At 66.2% G+C, this 16,700-nt stretch carries 19 protein-coding genes; 9 read left to right on the top strand and 10 right to left on the bottom strand.

Annotated elements, in window-relative coordinates; translation table 11 throughout:
* Nucleotides 1-136 precede the first annotated feature (136 nt).
* On the top strand, nucleotides 137-391 hold the full coding sequence (locus BZL41_RS17315) for a hypothetical protein (RefSeq protein WP_095600460.1): 255 nt from the start codon (nucleotides 137-139) through the stop codon (nucleotides 389-391).
* 132 nt (nucleotides 392-523) lie between these two features.
* Here BZL41_RS17315 and BZL41_RS17310 read toward each other — a convergent pair whose 3' ends face one another.
* Complete coding sequence (locus BZL41_RS17310) at nucleotides 524-2,701, bottom strand: malate synthase G (RefSeq protein ID WP_095600459.1); 2,178 nt, start codon at nucleotides 2,699-2,701, stop codon at nucleotides 524-526.
* A gap of 310 nt (nucleotides 2,702-3,011) precedes the next feature.
* On the opposite strand from BZL41_RS17310, the gene BZL41_RS17305 reads away from it, so the two are divergent.
* Both BZL41_RS17305 and BZL41_RS17300 read left to right on the top strand, forming a co-directional pair.
* Nucleotides 3,012-3,464, top strand: a complete 453-nt coding sequence (locus tag BZL41_RS17305) for a GNAT family N-acetyltransferase (protein WP_095600458.1) — start codon at nucleotides 3,012-3,014, stop codon at nucleotides 3,462-3,464.
* 31 nt (nucleotides 3,465-3,495) lie between these two features.
* The gene (locus tag BZL41_RS17300) at nucleotides 3,496-4,014 is read left to right on the top strand and encodes a glycine cleavage system protein R (protein ID WP_095600457.1); all 519 of its coding nucleotides are present in this window, start codon (nucleotides 3,496-3,498) and stop codon (nucleotides 4,012-4,014) included.
* A gap of 221 nt (nucleotides 4,015-4,235) precedes the next feature.
* On the opposite strand, the gene rarD is transcribed toward BZL41_RS17300, so the two are convergent.
* The 7 genes from rarD to BZL41_RS17265 form a co-directional block, all read right to left on the bottom strand.
* Nucleotides 4,236-5,111: an EamA family transporter RarD gene (gene rarD / locus BZL41_RS17295; RefSeq protein WP_095600456.1), complete on the bottom strand. Its 876-nt coding sequence runs from the start codon at nucleotides 5,109-5,111 to the stop codon at nucleotides 4,236-4,238.
* Nucleotides 5,112-5,321: 210 nt separating this feature from the next.
* A complete protein-coding gene (locus tag BZL41_RS17290; RefSeq protein WP_095600455.1) occupies nucleotides 5,322-5,597 on the bottom strand; it encodes a DUF4166 domain-containing protein in 276 nt (91 codons plus the stop codon).
* On the bottom strand, nucleotides 5,594-6,568 hold the full coding sequence (locus BZL41_RS17285) for a serine/threonine protein kinase (protein ID WP_095600454.1): 975 nt from the start codon (nucleotides 6,566-6,568) through the stop codon (nucleotides 5,594-5,596). Before BZL41_RS17285 ends, BZL41_RS17290 begins: the two co-directional genes overlap by 4 nt.
* A 47-nt stretch (nucleotides 6,569-6,615) precedes the next feature.
* On the bottom strand, nucleotides 6,616-7,314 hold the full coding sequence (gene modB, locus BZL41_RS17280; RefSeq protein WP_218224557.1) for a molybdate ABC transporter permease subunit: 699 nt from the start codon (nucleotides 7,312-7,314) through the stop codon (nucleotides 6,616-6,618).
* A complete protein-coding gene (gene modA, locus BZL41_RS17275; RefSeq protein WP_095600463.1) occupies nucleotides 7,292-8,038 on the bottom strand; it encodes a molybdate ABC transporter substrate-binding protein in 747 nt (248 codons plus the stop codon). The genes modB and modA overlap by 23 nt, the downstream gene beginning before the upstream one ends.
* A 13-nt stretch (nucleotides 8,039-8,051) precedes the next feature.
* Nucleotides 8,052-8,816, bottom strand: coding sequence for a TOBE domain-containing protein (locus BZL41_RS17270; RefSeq protein ID WP_095600453.1), 765 nt, complete (start codon nucleotides 8,814-8,816; stop codon nucleotides 8,052-8,054).
* Nucleotides 8,817-8,909: 93 nt separating this feature from the next.
* Nucleotides 8,910-9,647 carry a ComF family protein gene (locus tag BZL41_RS17265; protein WP_095600452.1) on the bottom strand — a complete coding sequence of 246 codons (738 nt, stop codon included), beginning with the start codon at nucleotides 9,645-9,647 and terminating at the stop codon, nucleotides 8,910-8,912.
* Nucleotides 9,648-9,725: 78 nt separating this feature from the next.
* On the opposite strand from BZL41_RS17265, the gene bioB reads away from it, so the two are divergent.
* From bioB to bioD, 5 genes are all read left to right on the top strand, one after another.
* Nucleotides 9,726-10,787, top strand: coding sequence for a biotin synthase BioB (bioB, locus tag BZL41_RS17260; RefSeq protein WP_095600451.1), 1,062 nt, complete (start codon nucleotides 9,726-9,728; stop codon nucleotides 10,785-10,787).
* A gap of 113 nt (nucleotides 10,788-10,900) precedes the next feature.
* Nucleotides 10,901-12,067 (top strand): 8-amino-7-oxononanoate synthase, encoded by a 1,167-nt coding sequence (bioF, locus tag BZL41_RS17255; RefSeq protein ID WP_095600450.1) that lies wholly within the window; start codon nucleotides 10,901-10,903, stop codon nucleotides 12,065-12,067.
* Nucleotides 12,060-12,791 carry an alpha/beta fold hydrolase gene (locus BZL41_RS17250; protein WP_095600449.1) on the top strand — a complete coding sequence of 244 codons (732 nt, stop codon included), beginning with the start codon at nucleotides 12,060-12,062 and terminating at the stop codon, nucleotides 12,789-12,791. Before bioF ends, BZL41_RS17250 begins: the two co-directional genes overlap by 8 nt.
* A complete protein-coding gene (gene bioC, locus BZL41_RS17245; RefSeq protein ID WP_095600448.1) occupies nucleotides 12,784-13,566 on the top strand; it encodes a malonyl-ACP O-methyltransferase BioC in 783 nt (260 codons plus the stop codon). Before BZL41_RS17250 ends, bioC begins: the two co-directional genes overlap by 8 nt.
* A complete protein-coding gene (gene bioD, locus BZL41_RS17240; RefSeq protein WP_095600447.1) occupies nucleotides 13,563-14,246 on the top strand; it encodes a dethiobiotin synthase in 684 nt (227 codons plus the stop codon). Before bioC ends, bioD begins: the two co-directional genes overlap by 4 nt.
* A 7-nt stretch (nucleotides 14,247-14,253) precedes the next feature.
* Here bioD and BZL41_RS17235 read toward each other — a convergent pair whose 3' ends face one another.
* Both BZL41_RS17235 and BZL41_RS17230 read right to left on the bottom strand, forming a co-directional pair.
* Entirely contained in the window at nucleotides 14,254-15,423 is a 1,170-nt protein-coding gene (locus tag BZL41_RS17235; protein ID WP_095600446.1) for a zinc-dependent alcohol dehydrogenase, read from the bottom strand.
* The gene (locus tag BZL41_RS17230; protein ID WP_095600445.1) at nucleotides 15,423-16,226 is read right to left on the bottom strand and encodes an SRPBCC family protein; all 804 of its coding nucleotides are present in this window, start codon (nucleotides 16,224-16,226) and stop codon (nucleotides 15,423-15,425) included. Before BZL41_RS17230 ends, BZL41_RS17235 begins: the two co-directional genes overlap by 1 nt.
* Before the next feature lie 193 nt (nucleotides 16,227-16,419).
* Here BZL41_RS17230 and BZL41_RS17225 point away from each other — a divergent pair, with 193 nt between their 5' ends.
* A complete protein-coding gene (locus BZL41_RS17225) occupies nucleotides 16,420-16,698 on the top strand; it encodes a hypothetical protein (protein ID WP_095600444.1) in 279 nt (92 codons plus the stop codon).
* The last annotated feature ends 2 nt before the right edge of the window (nucleotides 16,699-16,700 follow it).

Here is a 16,700-nt window from a genome sequence, read left to right as displayed (position 1 = left end):
ACCCCCGTGCGGTCCACCTCCATCCGTGTCGCAACGGTGGATGTGGTTCCTTAATCGTTCGAGGAACTTTCCATGCGCTTACCGAGCTTTTCCGAAATCTGTTCAATAGGCTGCTTCTTCACGGCGGAGGTGCGGCATGTCTGACTTCCGTCCGCTTCCTTCCCTGAGCACTACAACGCGCCCCGTTCTCTACACCAATACCCGCCTCAGCCCGGACGAGCTGTTCGAAGCCGGACAGGAGCGTTTGAACGCGGCGCAGCAGTTGGCGTTGGTGCTCTATTGCAACGAGCCGCAGTTGGACAACGGCGAGGTGTTCGCAGCGTTTCGTCTATTGCTGGGCGATGCGGCGGGGTTGTATGCGGCGGCGTTCAAACGGTTGCCGGGGGATTGAAGTCGTACGTTCGGTAGCGCCTTGAGCGGTTATACCGATGTGGTCGAGCGGCTCGAAGCTGTTTGAATTGCGAGCATCGATAAAAAACGCCCCGGCAAGCCGGGGCGTTTTTCTTTGCGAGGCAGCGAGCGATCAGAGACCGTTCTTTGCCTTGAACTCGCGGCGGCGGCGGTGCAGGACCGGTTCGGTGTAGCCGTTTGGCTGCCGGGTGCCTTCGACCACCAGTTCCAGGGCGGCCTGGAAGGCGATGTTGTTGTCGAAGTCCGGTGCCATCGGGCGGTACAGCGGGTCGTTGGCGTTCTGGCGGTCCACTACCGGGGCCATGCGCTGGAGGCTTTCGACGATCTGCTCGCGGGTAACGATGCCGTGGCGCAGCCAGTTGGCCAGCAGCTGGCTGGAGATGCGCAGGGTGGCGCGGTCTTCCATCAGGCCGATGTCGTTGATGTCCGGCACCTTGGAGCAGCCGACGCCCTGGTCGATCCAGCGCACCACATAGCCGAGGATGCCCTGGGCGTTGTTGTCCAGCTCGTTGCGGATTTCCTCGGCGGACCAGTTGGTGTCCTTGGCCAGCGGAATGGTCAGGATGTCGTCCACGGAGGCCGGCTCGCGCTTGGCCAGTTCGGCCTGGCGGGCGAACACGTCGACCTTGTGGTAGTGCAGTGCGTGCAGGGTGGCGGCGGTCGGCGACGGTACCCAGGCGGTGTTGGCGCCGCTCATCGGGTGGACGATCTTCTGCTCCACCATCGCCGCCATCAGGTCAGGCATGGCCCACATGCCCTTGCCGATCTGGGCGCGGCCCTGCAGGCCGGTGGCCAGGCCGATGTCGACGTTGTTGTTCTCGTAGGCGGCGATCCACTTCTCGCTCTTCATCGCGGCCTTGCGCACCATGGCGCCGGCTTCCATGGAGGTGTGGATTTCATCGCCGGTGCGGTCGAGGAAACCGGTGTTGATGAACACCACGCGCTCGGCGGCGGCCTTGATGCAGGCCTTGAGGTTGACCGTGGTGCGGCGCTCCTCATCCATGATGCCGACCTTCAGGGTGTTGCGCGGCAGGCCGAGCACGTCTTCGACGCGGCTGAACAGCTCGCTGGTGAAGGCGACTTCTTCCGGGCCGTGCATCTTCGGCTTGACGATGTACACCGAGCCGGTGCGGCTGTTCTTGCGGGTGGTGTTGCCGTTCAGGTTGTGCAGGGCGATCAGGCTGGTGACCAGGCCGTCCATGATGCCTTCCGGCACGTCGAAGCCCTGGCTGTCGACGATGGCGTCGATGGTCATCAGGTGGCCGACGTTACGCACGAACAGCAGGGAGCGGCCGTGCAGGGTCAGTTCGCTGCCGTCCGCCTTGGTGTAGACGCGGTCCGGGTTCATGGTGCGGGTGAAGGTGCTGCCGCCCTTGGACACGACCTCGGCGAGATCGCCTTTCATCAGGCCCAGCCAGTTGCGGTAGACCACGACCTTGTCGTCGGCATCGACGGCGGCGACCGAGTCTTCGCAGTCCATGATGGTGGTGAGGGCGGCCTCCATCAGCACGTCCTTCACGCCAGCGGCGTCGGTACGGCCGATCGGGCTGGTCGGGTCGATCTGGATTTCGAAGTGCAGGCCGTTGTGCTTCAGCAGCAGGGCCGCCGGGGCTGTGGCGTCGCCCTGGAAGGCGATGAACTGGGCGGCGTTCTTCAGACCGGTCTGGCTGCCGTCTTTCAGGCTGACCACCAGGGTGCCGTTCTGGATGGTGTAGGCGGTGGAGTCCACGTGGGAGCCGTTTTCCAGCGGCGCGGCTTCATCGAGGAAGGCACGGGCGAAGGCGATCACCTTGGCGCCACGGATTTCGTTGTAGCCCGGGCCCTTGGTGGCGCCGTCGGCTTCGCTGATCACGTCGGTGCCGTAGAGGGCATCGTACAGCGAGCCCCAGCGGGCGTTGGAGGCGTTGAGGGCGAAGCGCGCGTTCATCACCGGTACGACCAGCTGCGGGCCGGCCATGCGGGCGATCTCTTCGTCGACGTTGGCGGTGCTGGCCTGGAAGTCGGCCGGTTCCGGCAGCAGGTAGCCGATTTCCTGCAGGAAGGCTTTGTAGGCCGCGGCGTCATGGGGTTGGCCGGCGCGGGCCTGGTGCCAGCCGTCGATGCGGGCCTGGAGTTCGTCGCGCTTGGCCAGCAGGCTGCGGTTCTTCGGTGCGAGGTCGTTGATGACCGCTTCGGCACCGGCCCAGAAGGCGTCGGCGGAAAGGCCGGTACCGGGAATGGCTTCGTCGTTAACGAAGTCGAACAGGACTTTGGCGACCTGCAGGCCACCGACTTGAACGCGTTCAGTCATCACTTGCCTCACTCTGTTCAGCTTTACTTAATGCCGGTCCGGACACGGTTTCCCGTCTTGTAGTCCAAGGCGCGGCATACTACATCAAGATTCCGGGAAAATCAGTGGGCACGCGTCGCTCTGCGACCAAAATACGAGATGTGGTCACGGAATGATTTTTTGTGCTCAAAATTTCGAGATATTGTTTCATGGATTGAAATATTTCGTACACGAGAATTTGCATATACCTGTCGGATGTCCCTGTGTCGCTCCACCGAGCGCAGGCGACAGGGCAACCTATACTCCCCGCCAACCCTTGCGGAGTTCGAACATGCAGGTAAGACCCGCCACCCCGGCCGACTTGCCGGAACTGACCGAGCTGTTCGCCGGCTACCTGGATTTCTACCGGGTGGCCAAGCCGGTCCCGGCCATCGCCGCTTTCCTGTACGACAGGCTCGAGCGCGGCGATTCGCAGGTGCTGGTGGCTTGCGAGGCGAACGGGCGGTTGTGTGGGTTCGTTCAGTTGTATCCGCTGCAGGCATCGCTGGCGCTGGCACCGGCCTGGTTGTTGAGCGATCTTTATGTGGCTATCGGGGCGCGCCGCCAGGGCATCGGCAAGGCGCTGATGAACGCCGCCCGGGTGCATGCGGAAGCCAGCGGCGCCTGCGGCCTGCAACTGGAGACGGCGAAGACCAATCGGGCGGGGCAGGCGCTATACGAGCGCCTGGGCTATGTGCGCGACGACACCTTCTACACCTACTGGCTGAGCCTCGAGCGCGGCTGACGGTATCGGTTTTCACGACGAGGAAACGAGCATGGATCATCTGGTACTCACGGTGATTGCCCAGGACCAGCCGGGGCTGGTCGAGCGGGTCGCCAAGTGCATCGCCGAACATGGCGGCAATTGGCTGGAGAGCCGCATGTCGCGCATGGCCGGGCAGTTTGCCGGCATCCTGCGGGTGGCGGTGCCGGCGGAATCCCATGACGAGTTGGTGGACGCGTTGCAGGCCCTGAGCCTGCACGGTATTCGCGTGCTGCTGGCACAGAGCGGGCTTGAGCCGGCCTGCAACTGGAAGCCGATCCGCCTCGACCTGGTTGGCAACGACCGGCCCGGCATCGTCCGTGACATCACCCGCCTGCTCGCCGAGCACGGCGTCAATCTGGAAAGTCTGGTCACCGAAGTGGCACCGGCGCCGATGAGCAGCGAGCCGCTGTTCCACGCCGAGGCGTTGCTGGCGGTGCCGCTCAATCTCTCGCTCGATGTGTTGCAGGAGCGTCTGGAAACCCTGGCCGACGATCTGATGGTGGAGCTGAACCTGCGTACGGACCCTTGAGCTTATCCCCGCTCGTTGGGCACAAAGCTGTGGATAACCTGGGGAGCCCCGGCGCGTGGCCACACGCAGCGGGACTTTCAGCTAATCGTTTGAAAAATCGGCACTTTCTGAAGGTTGCTCACAGTACATGGGGATGCTTCTGTGGATAAGCCTGGGAGCGTCCGCTGCGCCCCGCGCGTGGGGCGGCCCGCAGCGATTCGATCAGATTTTGATCGATGGGCCTAGCGGTTCCGCAGCATCAGCCACGCATCCACGCTATACACCGCCAGACCGGCCCAGATGCAGACGAAGGCCAGCAGCTTGGCCGGCTCCAGCGGCTCGCCGAACAGTAGGATTGCCTGTAGCAGCACCAGGGTCGGGGCCAGGTACTGGAGAAAGCCCAGGGTGGTGTAGGGCAGGTGGCGGGCGGCGGCGTTGAAGCAGATCAGCGGAACCAGGGTGATCGGGCCGGCGGCGACCAGCCAGAAGATTTCCGGCAGGGTCCAGCTGCCGTTGCCCGCTTGAGGCGTGACCGCTAGCCAGATCAGCGCCGCCGGCAGCAGCATCCAGGTCTCCACCACCAGGCCGGGGAGGGCGGCCACCGGTGCCTGCTTGCGGATCAGCCCGTAGAAACCGAAGCTTAGCGCCAGCACCAGAGACACCCACGGCAGGCTGCCGACCTGCCAGACCTGCTGCGCCACGCCTAGCGCGGCCAGGCCCACGGCGACCCATTGCAGGCGGCGCAGGCGCTCGCCGAGCAACAGCATGCCGAGCAGCACGTTCACCAGCGGGTTGATGTAGTAACCCAGGCTGGCCTCCAGCATGCGCCCATTGTTCACCGCCCAGACGTAGGTCAGCCAGTTCACCGCGATCAGCGCGCCGCTGGCGGCCAGCACGGCGAGCCGTTTCGGGTTGTCGCGCAATTCGCCCCACCAGCCGGGATGCTTCCAGAAGAACAGCAGGATCGCTCCGAACAGGGCTGACCAGAGCACGCGGTGCACGACGATCTCCAGGGCCGGTACTTCCTGGATGGCTTTGAAGTAGAGGGGGAACAGGCCCCAGATGACATAGGCGCTCAAACCGAGTGCGTAGCCGCGGCGGAGATTGGCGGTGGCCATGGGATTCCTTGGTCAGGCTGTGGAAACCGCACTACGGGCGCATCCAGGCCGGAAAAAGGCCGGCCCGGGATAGCCTCGGGTGGGTTCGGATCGAAGCCTGCCATTCTAGACGCGGCCGGCGCGACTTGTCTGGATGTTCAGCTTTTCTGTCGGTAGTCGAGGCGCGAAAAACCGTAAGGTAGCTTTTACGGTTCCGTAGTGAGGGTGCAATCAGTCGGCGGACAGATTGCCGCTGTAGCTGAGCAAGGTGCCCAGCAAGGGGAGGGAAAAACCAACGTAAAAGTGGTAGCGGTCATTCTCGATACGCTTGTAGGCCGTAGTGCGGGGAAGCAGCCACAGTGGAATACGCATACCGTGCAGCCAGGCTTTAAGCGGCCTCCAGCGCCAGCCTCGATCAGTCGTCTCCACGGCGAGGGCAAGACGCATGGCGCCGGTCGATTCGATCCAGTGCCCGTCGGGCCAGTTGTTTGCGGCAGGAAGTTTCAAAACAGCCGTAGCGGCTCCTCATCCAGCGCCGCCAACTGCTCCCGCAGCATCAGAATCTGGTCGCCCCAGTAACGCTCGCTGCCGAACCAGGGAAAGCTCATGGGGAACGCCGGGTCGTCCCAGCGGCGGGCCAGCCAGGCGCTGTAGTGCATCAGGCGCAGGGCGCGCAGGCCCTCGATCAGCGGTAGTTCGCGGGGGTCGAAATCGTGGAATTCCTGGTAGCCGTCGATCAGCTCGGCGAGCTGGCCGAGGCGCTCCTGGCGTTCGCCGGCGAGCATCATCCAGAGGTCTTGCACCGCCGGCCCCATGCGGCAGTCGTCGAGGTCGACGATGTGGAAGGTGTCGTCGCGGCACAGCAGATTGCCCGGATGACAATCGCCATGCAGGCGGGTCGGCGTGTAGCGCACGCGCTGGGAGAGTTCGTCCAGACGCTTGAGCAGGTCGCGCGCCACCGATTCGTAGGCCGGCAAGAGGCTGCGAGGAACGAAACCGCCTTCCAGCAGTGTCGTCAGCGAGGCATGGCCGAAGTTATCCACGCCCAAGGTTTCACGGTGTTCGAACGGACGGATCGCCGCCACCGCGTGCAGACGGCCGAGCAATTGGCCGAGGCGGTACAGCTGATCGAGATTGCCCGGCTCCGGCGCGCGGCCACCGCGGCGTGGAAACAGGGCGAAGCGGAAGCCGGCGTGCTCGAATAGGGTCTGACCGTCGCGCCGGATCGGTGCCACCACCGGCACTTCGCATTCCGCCAGTTCGTGGGTGAAGTGATGCTCTTCGAGAATGGCCGCATCGCTCCAGCGCGCCGGCCTGTAGAACTTGGCGATCAGCGGCTGCTCGCCCTCGATGCCGACTTGGTAGACGCGGTTCTCGTAGCTGTTCAGCGCCAGGATGCGGGCGTCGCTGAGGTAGCCAAGGCTTTCCACGGCATCCAGTACCAGATCGGGCGTAAGGGTATCGAAGGGGTGGCTCATGAACGGCTCCGGGCGGTAGGGCGCACAGTGTAGCGCCCTGGGCCCGTTCAGGTGCGCATCGGCGTGCTGCGGCGGGGGTCGCCGAGGCCGTAGACCAACAGCAGCAGCAGGAACGACAGCCCCAGCAGCGCGGCGGCCAGCCGGTGGGCCTCGGTGTAGCGCAGTGCTTCGACATGCTGGAACAGGGCGATCGAGACCACCTGGGTCTCGCCGGGAATACTCCCGCCGAGCATCAGCACCACGCCGAACTCGCCGAGGGTATGGGCGAAGCCCAGGGTCGCAGCCACCAGCAGCCCGCGGCGCAGCAGCGGCAGGATCACCCGTAGCAGGCGCTCCCAGCGGCTGGCGCCGAGGCTGGCGGCGGCTTCCAGCAGGCTGCGGGGGATTTCGCGGAAGGCCACGGTCAGCGGTTGCACAACGAAGGGCAGTGAGTAGATCACCGAGCCCAGCACCAACCCCGAGAAGCTGAATGCCAGTTGGTGCCCGGTCAGGCGGGTCCAGGCGGAGCCGAGCGGCGTGTCCGGGGCGAAGACCACCAGCAGGTAGAAGCCGAGGACGGTCGGCGGCAGCACCAGGGGCAGCGCCAACACTGCGTCGAGTACCTGACGCAGGCGCGTCTGCCGACGCACCCGCCAGGCGGCCAGCGGCAGGCCGATCAGCATCAGCAACAAGGTGGACAGCCCCGCCAGGCGCAGGGTGATCCACAGCGCCTGCCAGTCTCCGTCAGTCAGCAGCACAGCCGGCATCTCCAGGCAGGGCGTAGCCGGCGGTGGCGAGGGTGTCGCGCTGTGCGTCGAAATAGGCGGCGAAGCGTTCGGCGACGGCGCGGCGCTCCGTCCTGGCGAGAATTACGCGCTTCTGCACCAGCGGGTCGTACAGCGCGGCATTCACCTGCCAGTACTGGTTGGCGGGTACCTTGCCGGCCGTGAGTTGGCTGAGGGCGACGAAACCGGCGCCGGCATTGGCGCTGGAGACGAACTGGTAGGCCTGGCCGATATCCTGGGCGTAGACCAGGCGCGGTTGCACCTTGGCCAGTTGGCCGCTGCGTTCCAGCGCTTGTAGGGCGGCTTTGCCGTAGGGCGCGGTGTTGGGCTGGGCGATGGCGATCTTGCCGGCCGGGAGTGCGTCGAGAGCCGGTGTGCTGGCGGGCGTCCACAAGGCCAGACGGCCACAGGCATAGGGCCTGGCGGCTTCACCCTTGCCGCTGGCGGCGAGCTGCTCGGGGCGTTCGGCATCGGCCGAATAGAACAGGTCGAACGGCGCGCCCCGGCGAATCTGCTCGAAGAAGGCGCCGGAAGAGCCTCCGGCGAGCTGCACGGCGACGCCGGTCTCCTGCTGGTAGCGGTGGGCGATCTGCTCCATCACTGGCAGCAGGTTGGCCGCGACGGCAATGCGAATCTGCTCGGCAGCCTGGGCGGCAGGCAGGGTCAGCAGGCTCAGCAGGGCGAAGGCGGGAATGCGCAGATGCATGAGGGATTCCTAGTCAGAGTGGGGTGCCGAGCAAGGCCTGCTCGGGAGAGAACTGCACTTGCACGGGTGAGCCCTCGACGAGATGGCGGTGGTGCAGGCGATCCGGGTCTGCCAGGGCACAGAGCGTCTGGCCGCTGGGCAGGGCGATCCGGACTTCGCTGGGACCTTCGTCGGCCGGCAGGATGGCGTCGATGTGGCCGAGGAGGCGGTTGTGGTCGGTCTCGCCGGTCTCATCGGGGGCCAGCACGTGCAGCCAACCGGCCTTGATCAGTGCGAATACGCTGCTGCCGACGGCCAGTTCCAGGCGTTCCGTGCTGTCGCGGGTGATCAGCGCGGCGATGTGCAGGGCACCGCTCAGGGCGATCTCGATGCGGTCATGACGGCCGTGCGGCTCGATCGCCACGACGCGGCCGTGCAACTGGTTGCGGGCGCTGGTGCGCAGCATCAGGCGGCCGAGCAGGTCGAGGTCGGCGCTGTCCTCGGCGGCTTGCAGCACCTGCGCCTGGAGGCTCTCCAAGCGCTGATAGAGCGCCAGCAAGCGCAGCCCATCGGCGGACAGCCGCGCGCCGCCGCCGCCACGGCCGCCGACGCTGCGCTCCACCAGCGGCGTGCCGGCCAGGTTGTTCAACTCGTCGATGGCGTCCCAGGCCGCCTTGTAGCTCAGCCCCGCGGCCTTGGCGGCGCGGGTGATCGAGCCTTGCTCGGCGATCTGCTGCAACAGGGCGATGCGCTGCGGACGGCGTACGACGTGTTGGGCGAGAGAGGACAGCGTGCTCATCGAAATCGCTATATGGTTTTGTATATAGCGGCTGATGCTGCGAGAGGCCGACTGCGAAGTCAAGCCAGCGCAGCGGGGCGAAACGCCGCAGTCTCAGGTGTCTCCCGGCCGAGGCGTACGCGCCAGGCAATAGACATCCACTCGCGCCGCGCCGGCCTTCTTCAGCAGGCGCGCCAGGGCTTCGGCGGTGGCGCCGGTGGTCAGCACATCGTCGACCAACGCCAGATGGCGCCCCGCGATGTCGGCATCGGGTGCCAGGGCAAACGCCTTGCGCAGATTGCGTCGACGGGCCGCGGCATCCAGCTCCTGTTGTGCCGGCGTGTCATGTGGGCGCAGTAAGGTGCGTTCGTCCACCGGTAGTTCCAGGCTGCGGCCGAGCCAGCGGGCGAGCATCGCCGCCTGGTTGAAGCCGCGCCGGCGCAGGCGCTTGCTGGCCAGCGGAACCGGCAGCAGGGCAGCCGGTCGCGGCAGGCCCTCCGCGAAGGCGTGTTGCAGATGATGTGACAGGAGCCCGGCGAGCAGACGTCCCAACGGCCACTTCGCCTGATGCTTGAAGCGGGTGACCAGACTGTCCACCGGAAAAGCGTAGCGCCAAGGCACTTCGACCCGGTTGAAGCTGGGCGGATGCTTCAGGCATTCGCCGCAGACCAGCCCGACCCCGTGCAGGGGTAGGGCGCAGAGGCTGCAGTGTGCGCCGAGCCAGGGCAGGTCGGCTTCGCAGCCCGTGCAGAGCGGCAGATGTTCGTCGGCCGGCTCGTCGCATAACAGGCAGAATTGTTTATTTTTTGTCCAGATGTAAACCTGGCGCTTGCTCTCTGGTTGACAGCGCATAGGGCTTCCCTAAATATGCCGGACATCCGTGTCGCGCCTGCCACTGTACAGGCGCTTGCCACCCATAAGGAATCATCGATGAGCGCCACCGCCGCCGCTTCCGAACTGCGTCACGATTGGACCCTCGCCGAGGTCAAGGCCCTGTTCGAACAGCCCTTCAACGACCTGCTGTTCCAGGCCCAGACGGTGCACCGCGCCCACTTCGACCCGAACCGCGTACAGGTCTCGACCCTGCTGTCGATCAAGACCGGCGCCTGCCCGGAGGACTGCAAGTACTGCCCGCAGTCCGGCCATTACAACACCGGGTTGGAGAAAGAGAAGCTGATGGAGGTGGAGAAGGTCCTCAAGGCCGCCGCCGAAGCCAAGGCCATCGGCTCCACCCGCTTCTGCATGGGCGCCGCCTGGAAGCACCCGTCCGCCAAGGACATGCCCTACGTGTTGCAGATGGTCAAAGGCGTGAAAGCCATGGGCCTGGAAACCTGCATGACCCTGGGCAAGCTCGACCAGGAGCAGACCCGCGCGCTGGCCGAGGCCGGCCTCGACTACTACAACCACAACCTCGATACCTCGCCGGAGTTCTACGGCAACATCATCACCACCCGCACCTACAGCGAGCGCCTGCAAACCCTGGCCTATGTGCGCGAGGCGGGGATGAAAATCTGCTCCGGCGGCATCCTCGGCATGGGCGAGTCGCTGGATGACCGCGCGGGCCTGCTGATCCAGCTCGCCAACCTGCCGGAGCACCCGGAGTCGGTGCCGATCAACATGCTGGTGAAGGTCAAGGGCACGCCGCTGGAACAGGAGAAGGACGTCGATCCGTTCGATTTCATCCGCACCCTGGCCGTGGCGCGGATCATGATGCCGAAATCCCACGTGCGCCTGTCCGCCGGCCGCGAACAGATGAACGAGCAGATGCAGGCCCTGGCGTTCTTCGCCGGCGCCAACTCGATTTTCTACGGCGAGAAGCTGCTGACCACCGCCAACCCCCAGGCGGACAAGGACATGGCCCTGTTCGCCCGCCTCGGCATCAAGCCGGAAGAGCGCGAAGAACACGCCGACGAAGTGCACCAGGCGGCCATCGAGCAAGCCCTGGCCGAGCAGAAGAACAGCGAGCTGTTCTACAACGCCGCTTCCGCCTGAACCTGTAGGGGCGAATTCATTCGCCTGGGCCTGACTCCCTTGGGCGAATGAATTCGCCCCTACCGCATGCGCTCTACTGCCAGCCCTGCCGCTTCAGGGAGTTGCGAGTCTTTATGTGCTTCGATCTGCAATCCCGCCTCGCCGAACGCCGCGCGGCCCATCTCTATCGCCAGCGTCCGCTGCTCGACAGCCCCCAGGGCCCCGAGGTGGTGGTCGACGGGCAGCCGCTGCTGGCCTTCTGTTCCAACGATTACCTGGGGTTGGCCAACCACCCCGAGGTCATTCGCGCCTTGCAGCGCGGCGCCGAGCAATGGGGTGTCGGCGGCGGCGCTTCGCATCTGGTGATCGGCCACAGCGGCCCGCATCACGCGCTGGAGGAAGCCCTCGCCGAATTCACCGGACGACCCCGGGCGTTGCTGTTCTCCACCGGCTACATGGCCAATCTCGCCGCCGTCACGGCGCTGGTGGGGCAGGGCGATACGGTGCTGGAGGACCGTCTCAACCACGCCTCGCTGTTGGACGCTGGCCTGCTCTCCGGGGCGCGCTTCTCGCGCTATCTGCATAACGATGCTGCGAGCCTTGCCAGTCGTCTGGAAAAAGCCACCGGCAGTACCCTGGTGGTGACTGACGGGGTGTTCAGCATGGATGGCGACCTGGCCGACCTGCCGGACCTCTGCGCCGCGGCGAAAGCCAGGGGCGCCTGGGTGATGGTGGACGATGCCCATGGCTTCGGCCCCCTGGGCGCGAATGGCGGCGGCATCGTCGAGCAGTTCGGTCTGGGGCTGGATGACGTGCAGGTACTGGTCGGCACCTTGGGCAAGGCGTTCGGCACCGCCGGGGCCTTCGTGGCCGGCAGCGAAGAGCTGATCGAGACGTTGATTCAGTTCGCCCGCCCCTACATCTACACCACCAGCCAGCCGCCGGCGGTGGCCTGTGCCACCCTCAAGAGCCTGGAACTGCTGCGCAGCGAAGGCTGGCGCCGTGAGCATCTGGCGCGCTTGATCGCCCGCTTCCGCGAAGGCGCCGAAGCGATCGGCCTGACCCTGATGGACAGCCCGACTCCGATCCAGCCGATCCTGATCGGCGACAGCGAGCGGGCCATGAAGCTGTCCGCGCTGCTCAAGGGGCGCGGCATCCTGGTCGGCGCCATCCGCCCACCCACCGTACCGGCCGGCAGCGCGCGCCTGCGCGTGACGTTGTCCGCCGCTCACAGCGAGGCGCAGTTGGAGCGCCTGCTCGAAGCCCTGGCCGCCTGCTGGCCGGAGGTGTGCGATGCGTGACCGGCTGATCCTGTTGCCGGGCTGGGCGCTGGGCTGCGCGCCGCTGGAGCCGCTGGCTGCTGCACTGCGGGGGCTCGATCCGGGGCTCAAGGTGGATATCGAACCCCTGCCGCTGCTGGATAGCGGCGATCCGCAGGACTGGCTCGACGAACTGGATGCGAGTCTGCCAATGGATTGCTGGCTCGGTGGCTGGTCACTGGGCGGCATGCTCGCCGCCGAGCTGGCGGCGCGGCGCGGGGAACGCTGCTGCGGTCTGCTGTCCCTGGCCAGCAATGCCTGCTTCGTCGCCCGGCCCGACTGGCCGAGTGCGATGGCGAAAGACACCTTCACGGCGTTCCGCGCCGGTTGCGCGACCGATGCCGGCACGACGCTCAAGCGCTTCGGCCTGTTGTGCAGCCAGGGGGCGGAAGAAGCCCGCGCGCTGGCCCGGCAACTGGTACTCGAGGTGCCGAGCGTCTCGTCGGACGTTCTGCTGGCGGGGCTCGATCTGCTCGCCACCCTGGATACCCGCCCGGCTCTTCAGGCATTCCGGGGGCCGCAACTGCACTTGTTCGGCAGCGCCGATGCCCTGGTTCCAGCCGAGTCCGCCAGCGCTCTGCTGGCGCTGCTGGGTGACGTCGAGATCGGGCTGATCGAAAGTGCCAGTCATGCGTTCCCTCTGGAGCGGCCCCACGAAGTGGCGGCGTCGATCCAGGTTTTCCTGCACGAGGCGGGCGATGACTGACGGTCTGCCGGACAAGCGCCAGGTGGCTGCGTCTTTCTCGCGGGCGGCGGCCAGCTACGACAGCGTGGCCGCCCTCCAGCGCGCGGTGGGGAGCGCGCTGCTGGATCGACTGCCGGAAGGCTTCGCTCCCGAGCGCTGGCTGGACCTGGGCAGCGGCACCGGACATTTCTCGCGGGCCCTGGCCGAACGATTCCCCGCGGCGGAGGGCATCGCCCTGGATATCGCCGAGGGCATGCTGCGTCATGCACGCCCGCTGGGCGGAGCCCGGCGTTTCGTCGCGGGCGATGCCGAACGCCTGCCGTTGCGTGAGGCATCGCTGGACTTGATCTTTTCCAGCCTGGCGGTGCAGTGGTGCGCCGATTTCGCTGCCGTGCTCGGCGAAGCACGCCGGGTGCTGCGGCCAGGCGGCGCGTTCGCCTTCAGCAGCCTCTGCGTCGGCACCTTGCAGGAGCTGCGCGACAGTTGGCAGGCGGTGGACGGGTTCGTCCATGTGAACCGCTTCCGTCGCTTCGAGGATTACCGGCAGCTCGCCGAAGACAGCGGGCTGCGCCTGCTCGGGTTGGCGCGGCGGCCGGAAACGCTGCATTTTCCCGACCTGCGCAGCCTGACCCACGAACTCAAGGCCTTGGGCGCGCACAACCTCAACCCCGGGCGTCCCGGCGGCCTGACCGGACGGGCGCGCATCCTCGCCCTGATCGACGCCTACGAGCGCTTCCGCCAGCCCGAGGGACTGCCGGCCACCTATCAGGTGGTCTACGGAGTGCTACAGAAATGAGTCTGGCTTTTTTCGTTACCGGCACCGACACGGAAATCGGCAAGACCACCATTGCCGCCGGATTGCTGCATGCGGCGCGGCTGGCTGGCCTGTCCACCGCGGCGGCCAAGCCGGTGGCCTCCGGATGTGCGATGGCGACCGACGGCCTGCGCAACGACGATGCCCTGGCCCTGCTCGGCGAATGCAGCGTGCCGCTGCGCTACGAAGAGGTGAATCCTTTGGCTTTTGCGCCGGCTATCGCACCGCACCTGGCGGCCCGCGAAGTCGGGGTGGAGCTGGACGTGTCCGCCCTGGTCGAACCGGTACGCGCCATCCTCGCCAAGGGCGCCGACTTCACCCTGGTGGAAGGGGCCGGTGGTTGGCGTGTGCCGCTGGCGGGAGCGGCCACCCTGTCCGATCTGCCCATTGCCCTCGACCTGCCGGTGATCCTGGTGGTCGGGGTGCGTCTGGGTTGTATCAACCACGCCGTGCTCACCGCCGAGGCCATCGCCCGCGACGGCCTGCGGCTGGTCGGCTGGGTGGCCAATATCGTCGACCCGCAGACCTCGCGCCTCGACGAGAACCTCTCCACCCTGGCCGAGCGCCTGCCCGCACCCTGCCTGGGCCGGGTCCCGCGTCTCGGTCTGGCTACGCCGGTGGCGGTGGCTGCGCATCTCGATCTGCGCCCGTTGCTCGGCTGAGACGAGTTCAGGGCAGGAACACCGCCCGCATGCAGTTCTGCGCCTTCTGCTTGAACAGGTGATAGCCTTCCGGGCCCTGCTCCAGATCCATCGGGTGGGTCAGCAGGTAGGACGGGTCCAGCTCGCCTTTCTGGATGTGCTCGAACAGACGCGGCACGTAGCGCTGCCCCGCCTGCTGGCCGGAGCGCAGGGTCAGTGCCTTGTTGACGATGGCGCCCATGGGGAACTTGTCCAGCAGGCCGCCGTAGACCCCGAGTACCGATACCGTCCCGTTCTTGCGGCAGGCACGGATCGCCTGGCGCAGTGCCGCGCCGCGCTCGGTATGCAGGCGTAGCTGCTGCTTGGCTTTGTCGTAGACCTGCTCGATGCCGGTGCCGTGGGCTTCCATGCCGACGCAGTCGATGCAGCGATCCGGCCCGCGTCCACCGGTCAGTTCCAGCAGGGCTTCGTGTATGTCGGTGCGGGTGTAGTCCAGGGAGATGGCGCCGGCCTTTTCTTCCGCCAGCCTCAGCCGGTCGGCGAAGCGGTCGATGGCGATGACCCGTTCGGCGCCCAGCAGGTAGGCGCTGCGGATCGCCATCTGGCCGACGCCGCCGCAGCCCCACACGGCCACGGTGTCGCCGCGCTGAATATCCGCCCGGTCGGCACCGAAGTAGCCGGTCGGCGCGGCATCGGAGACGAACACCGCCTGCTCGTTGCTCACCCCGTCCGGCACCTTGAACAGGTTCACGTCGGCATAGGGCACGCGTACATAGGTCGCGTGGCTGCCGGCATAGCCACCGAAGGCGTGGCTGTAGCCGAAGATGCCGGCGCAGCTGTAGCCGTAGGCCAGCTCGGTCTGCTGGCCGTTGGGGTTGGAGTTATCGCAGCAGTTGAAATGGCCCTCGCTGCAATAGCCGCACTCGCCGCAGCCGATGATGGAAATGGCGATTGCCCGGTCGCCCTTCTTCAGGCCGGTGACCGCCGCGCCGGTCTCCACCACCTCGCCGAGGAATTCGTGGCCGAGCACGTCGCCCGGGTGCATGGTCGGCACGTAGCCATCCAGCAAGTGCAGGTCGGAACCGCAGACCGAGGACATGATCACCTTGAGGATGGCGTCCTTGGGATTGACGATGCCCGGGTCGGGAAGCGTTTCGACGCTCAGCCGGTTGGGGGCTTGCCAGGTCAGTGCGCGCATCAGTGCACCCCCGTGGAGCCGTGATGGAACACGGTCGGGGTGGGTTCGACCGGTCGGCGCACGGTGGCGGGGCGGGTGCTGTTGGTGGCGATCTCGCCGGTTTCCATCAGTTGCTTGAGCCGGCGCAGGTCCTGGGCGGCCTTCATGGTCGGTAGCAGTTCCAGCGTTTGTGCCAGGGCATAGCCCAGCTTGCCGGCGGGCGGTTCGTAGGCGATCACCGCCTTGATTTCCGTTCCCTTGCCCTGGGGCGCGTCGCGGAAGCTGACCCAGCCGAGGTTGCGGATCGGCGCGTCCGGTTCGGACATCCAGGCGAGCAACTCGTCGGGACGATCCTCCGTGAGGCGGGTGGTCCATTCCAGGGTCTTGCCCATCGGCAGGCGGGCGACCCAGTGGGCGCGATCGCTGGCCAGCACCTCGACGCGCTCGATGAAGGTCATGAAGCGTGCCAGGTTGCTGAAGTCGCGCCAGAAGCGATACAGCTCGGTGCGTGGCTTGTCGATGGTGATGCTGCGCGACAGGGTTTTCGCGCTGCTCCAGCGGTTTTCTTCCGCCAGTTCGCTTTCCAGCGGCGTTGGGGTCAGTGCCCGCTTGGCCGGACAACGCCCTGTCGTGCCCCGTGCGAGGGCCAGCCCGCCCAGCAGGACTTGCAGCCAGCCGCCCAGTCCGCTGCTGCGCAAGCCATGGCACAGCAGCACAGCGCCAGTGACGAGCGAGGCGATGCGTTCCAGGCCCTGGACATTGGGTTGGTCGGAGCCCCCGACGGGATGGCGGGTCGAGACGAGAGTGGGATGATCGTGATTCACGGCGGCCTCCTGAAAACGGTCACTTTCCAGCTGACTGTCGGCTCGTGCAGTTCGTTCAGGACGGTTGGATCAACGGGCAAAGCCAGGCAAACGCTCACTCGGCTATATAAAGGCGTTTTGCCATAATCGTTTCTTCCTACAACCGAGGCCTGTCGTCTGCTTCAATAAGCTGGAATCTCAGGAGCCGTGTCCCATGCAGATATCGAGCAATATCCTCAGCGCAGGGGTGAGTGCCTTCCAGGCCGGCCAGCAACGTGCTGACCGGGCGGCAGCGGAGATCGCTGCCGGCGCCCTGCCTCCCGTCCAGCAGCCGGCACCCACCCCGCCGGCCCAGGCGACCGACAGTGCCTCGGCCGACCTGGCCGACAGCCTGGTCGAACTGCGGGTCGGCGAAACCCAGGCACAGGCTGGCGCCAAGGTGATCGAGACGGCCGACGAGGTGCTCGGTACGTTGATCGATACCCACGCCTGAGG

The sequence above is a fragment of the Pseudomonas sp. PIC25 genome (assembly GCF_002286785.1).
Lineage (GTDB): Bacteria > Pseudomonadota > Gammaproteobacteria > Pseudomonadales > Pseudomonadaceae > Pseudomonas_M.
The sequence above is the reverse complement of the archived record's forward strand: the minus strand, read 5'-3'. Positions and strand labels throughout refer to the sequence as shown.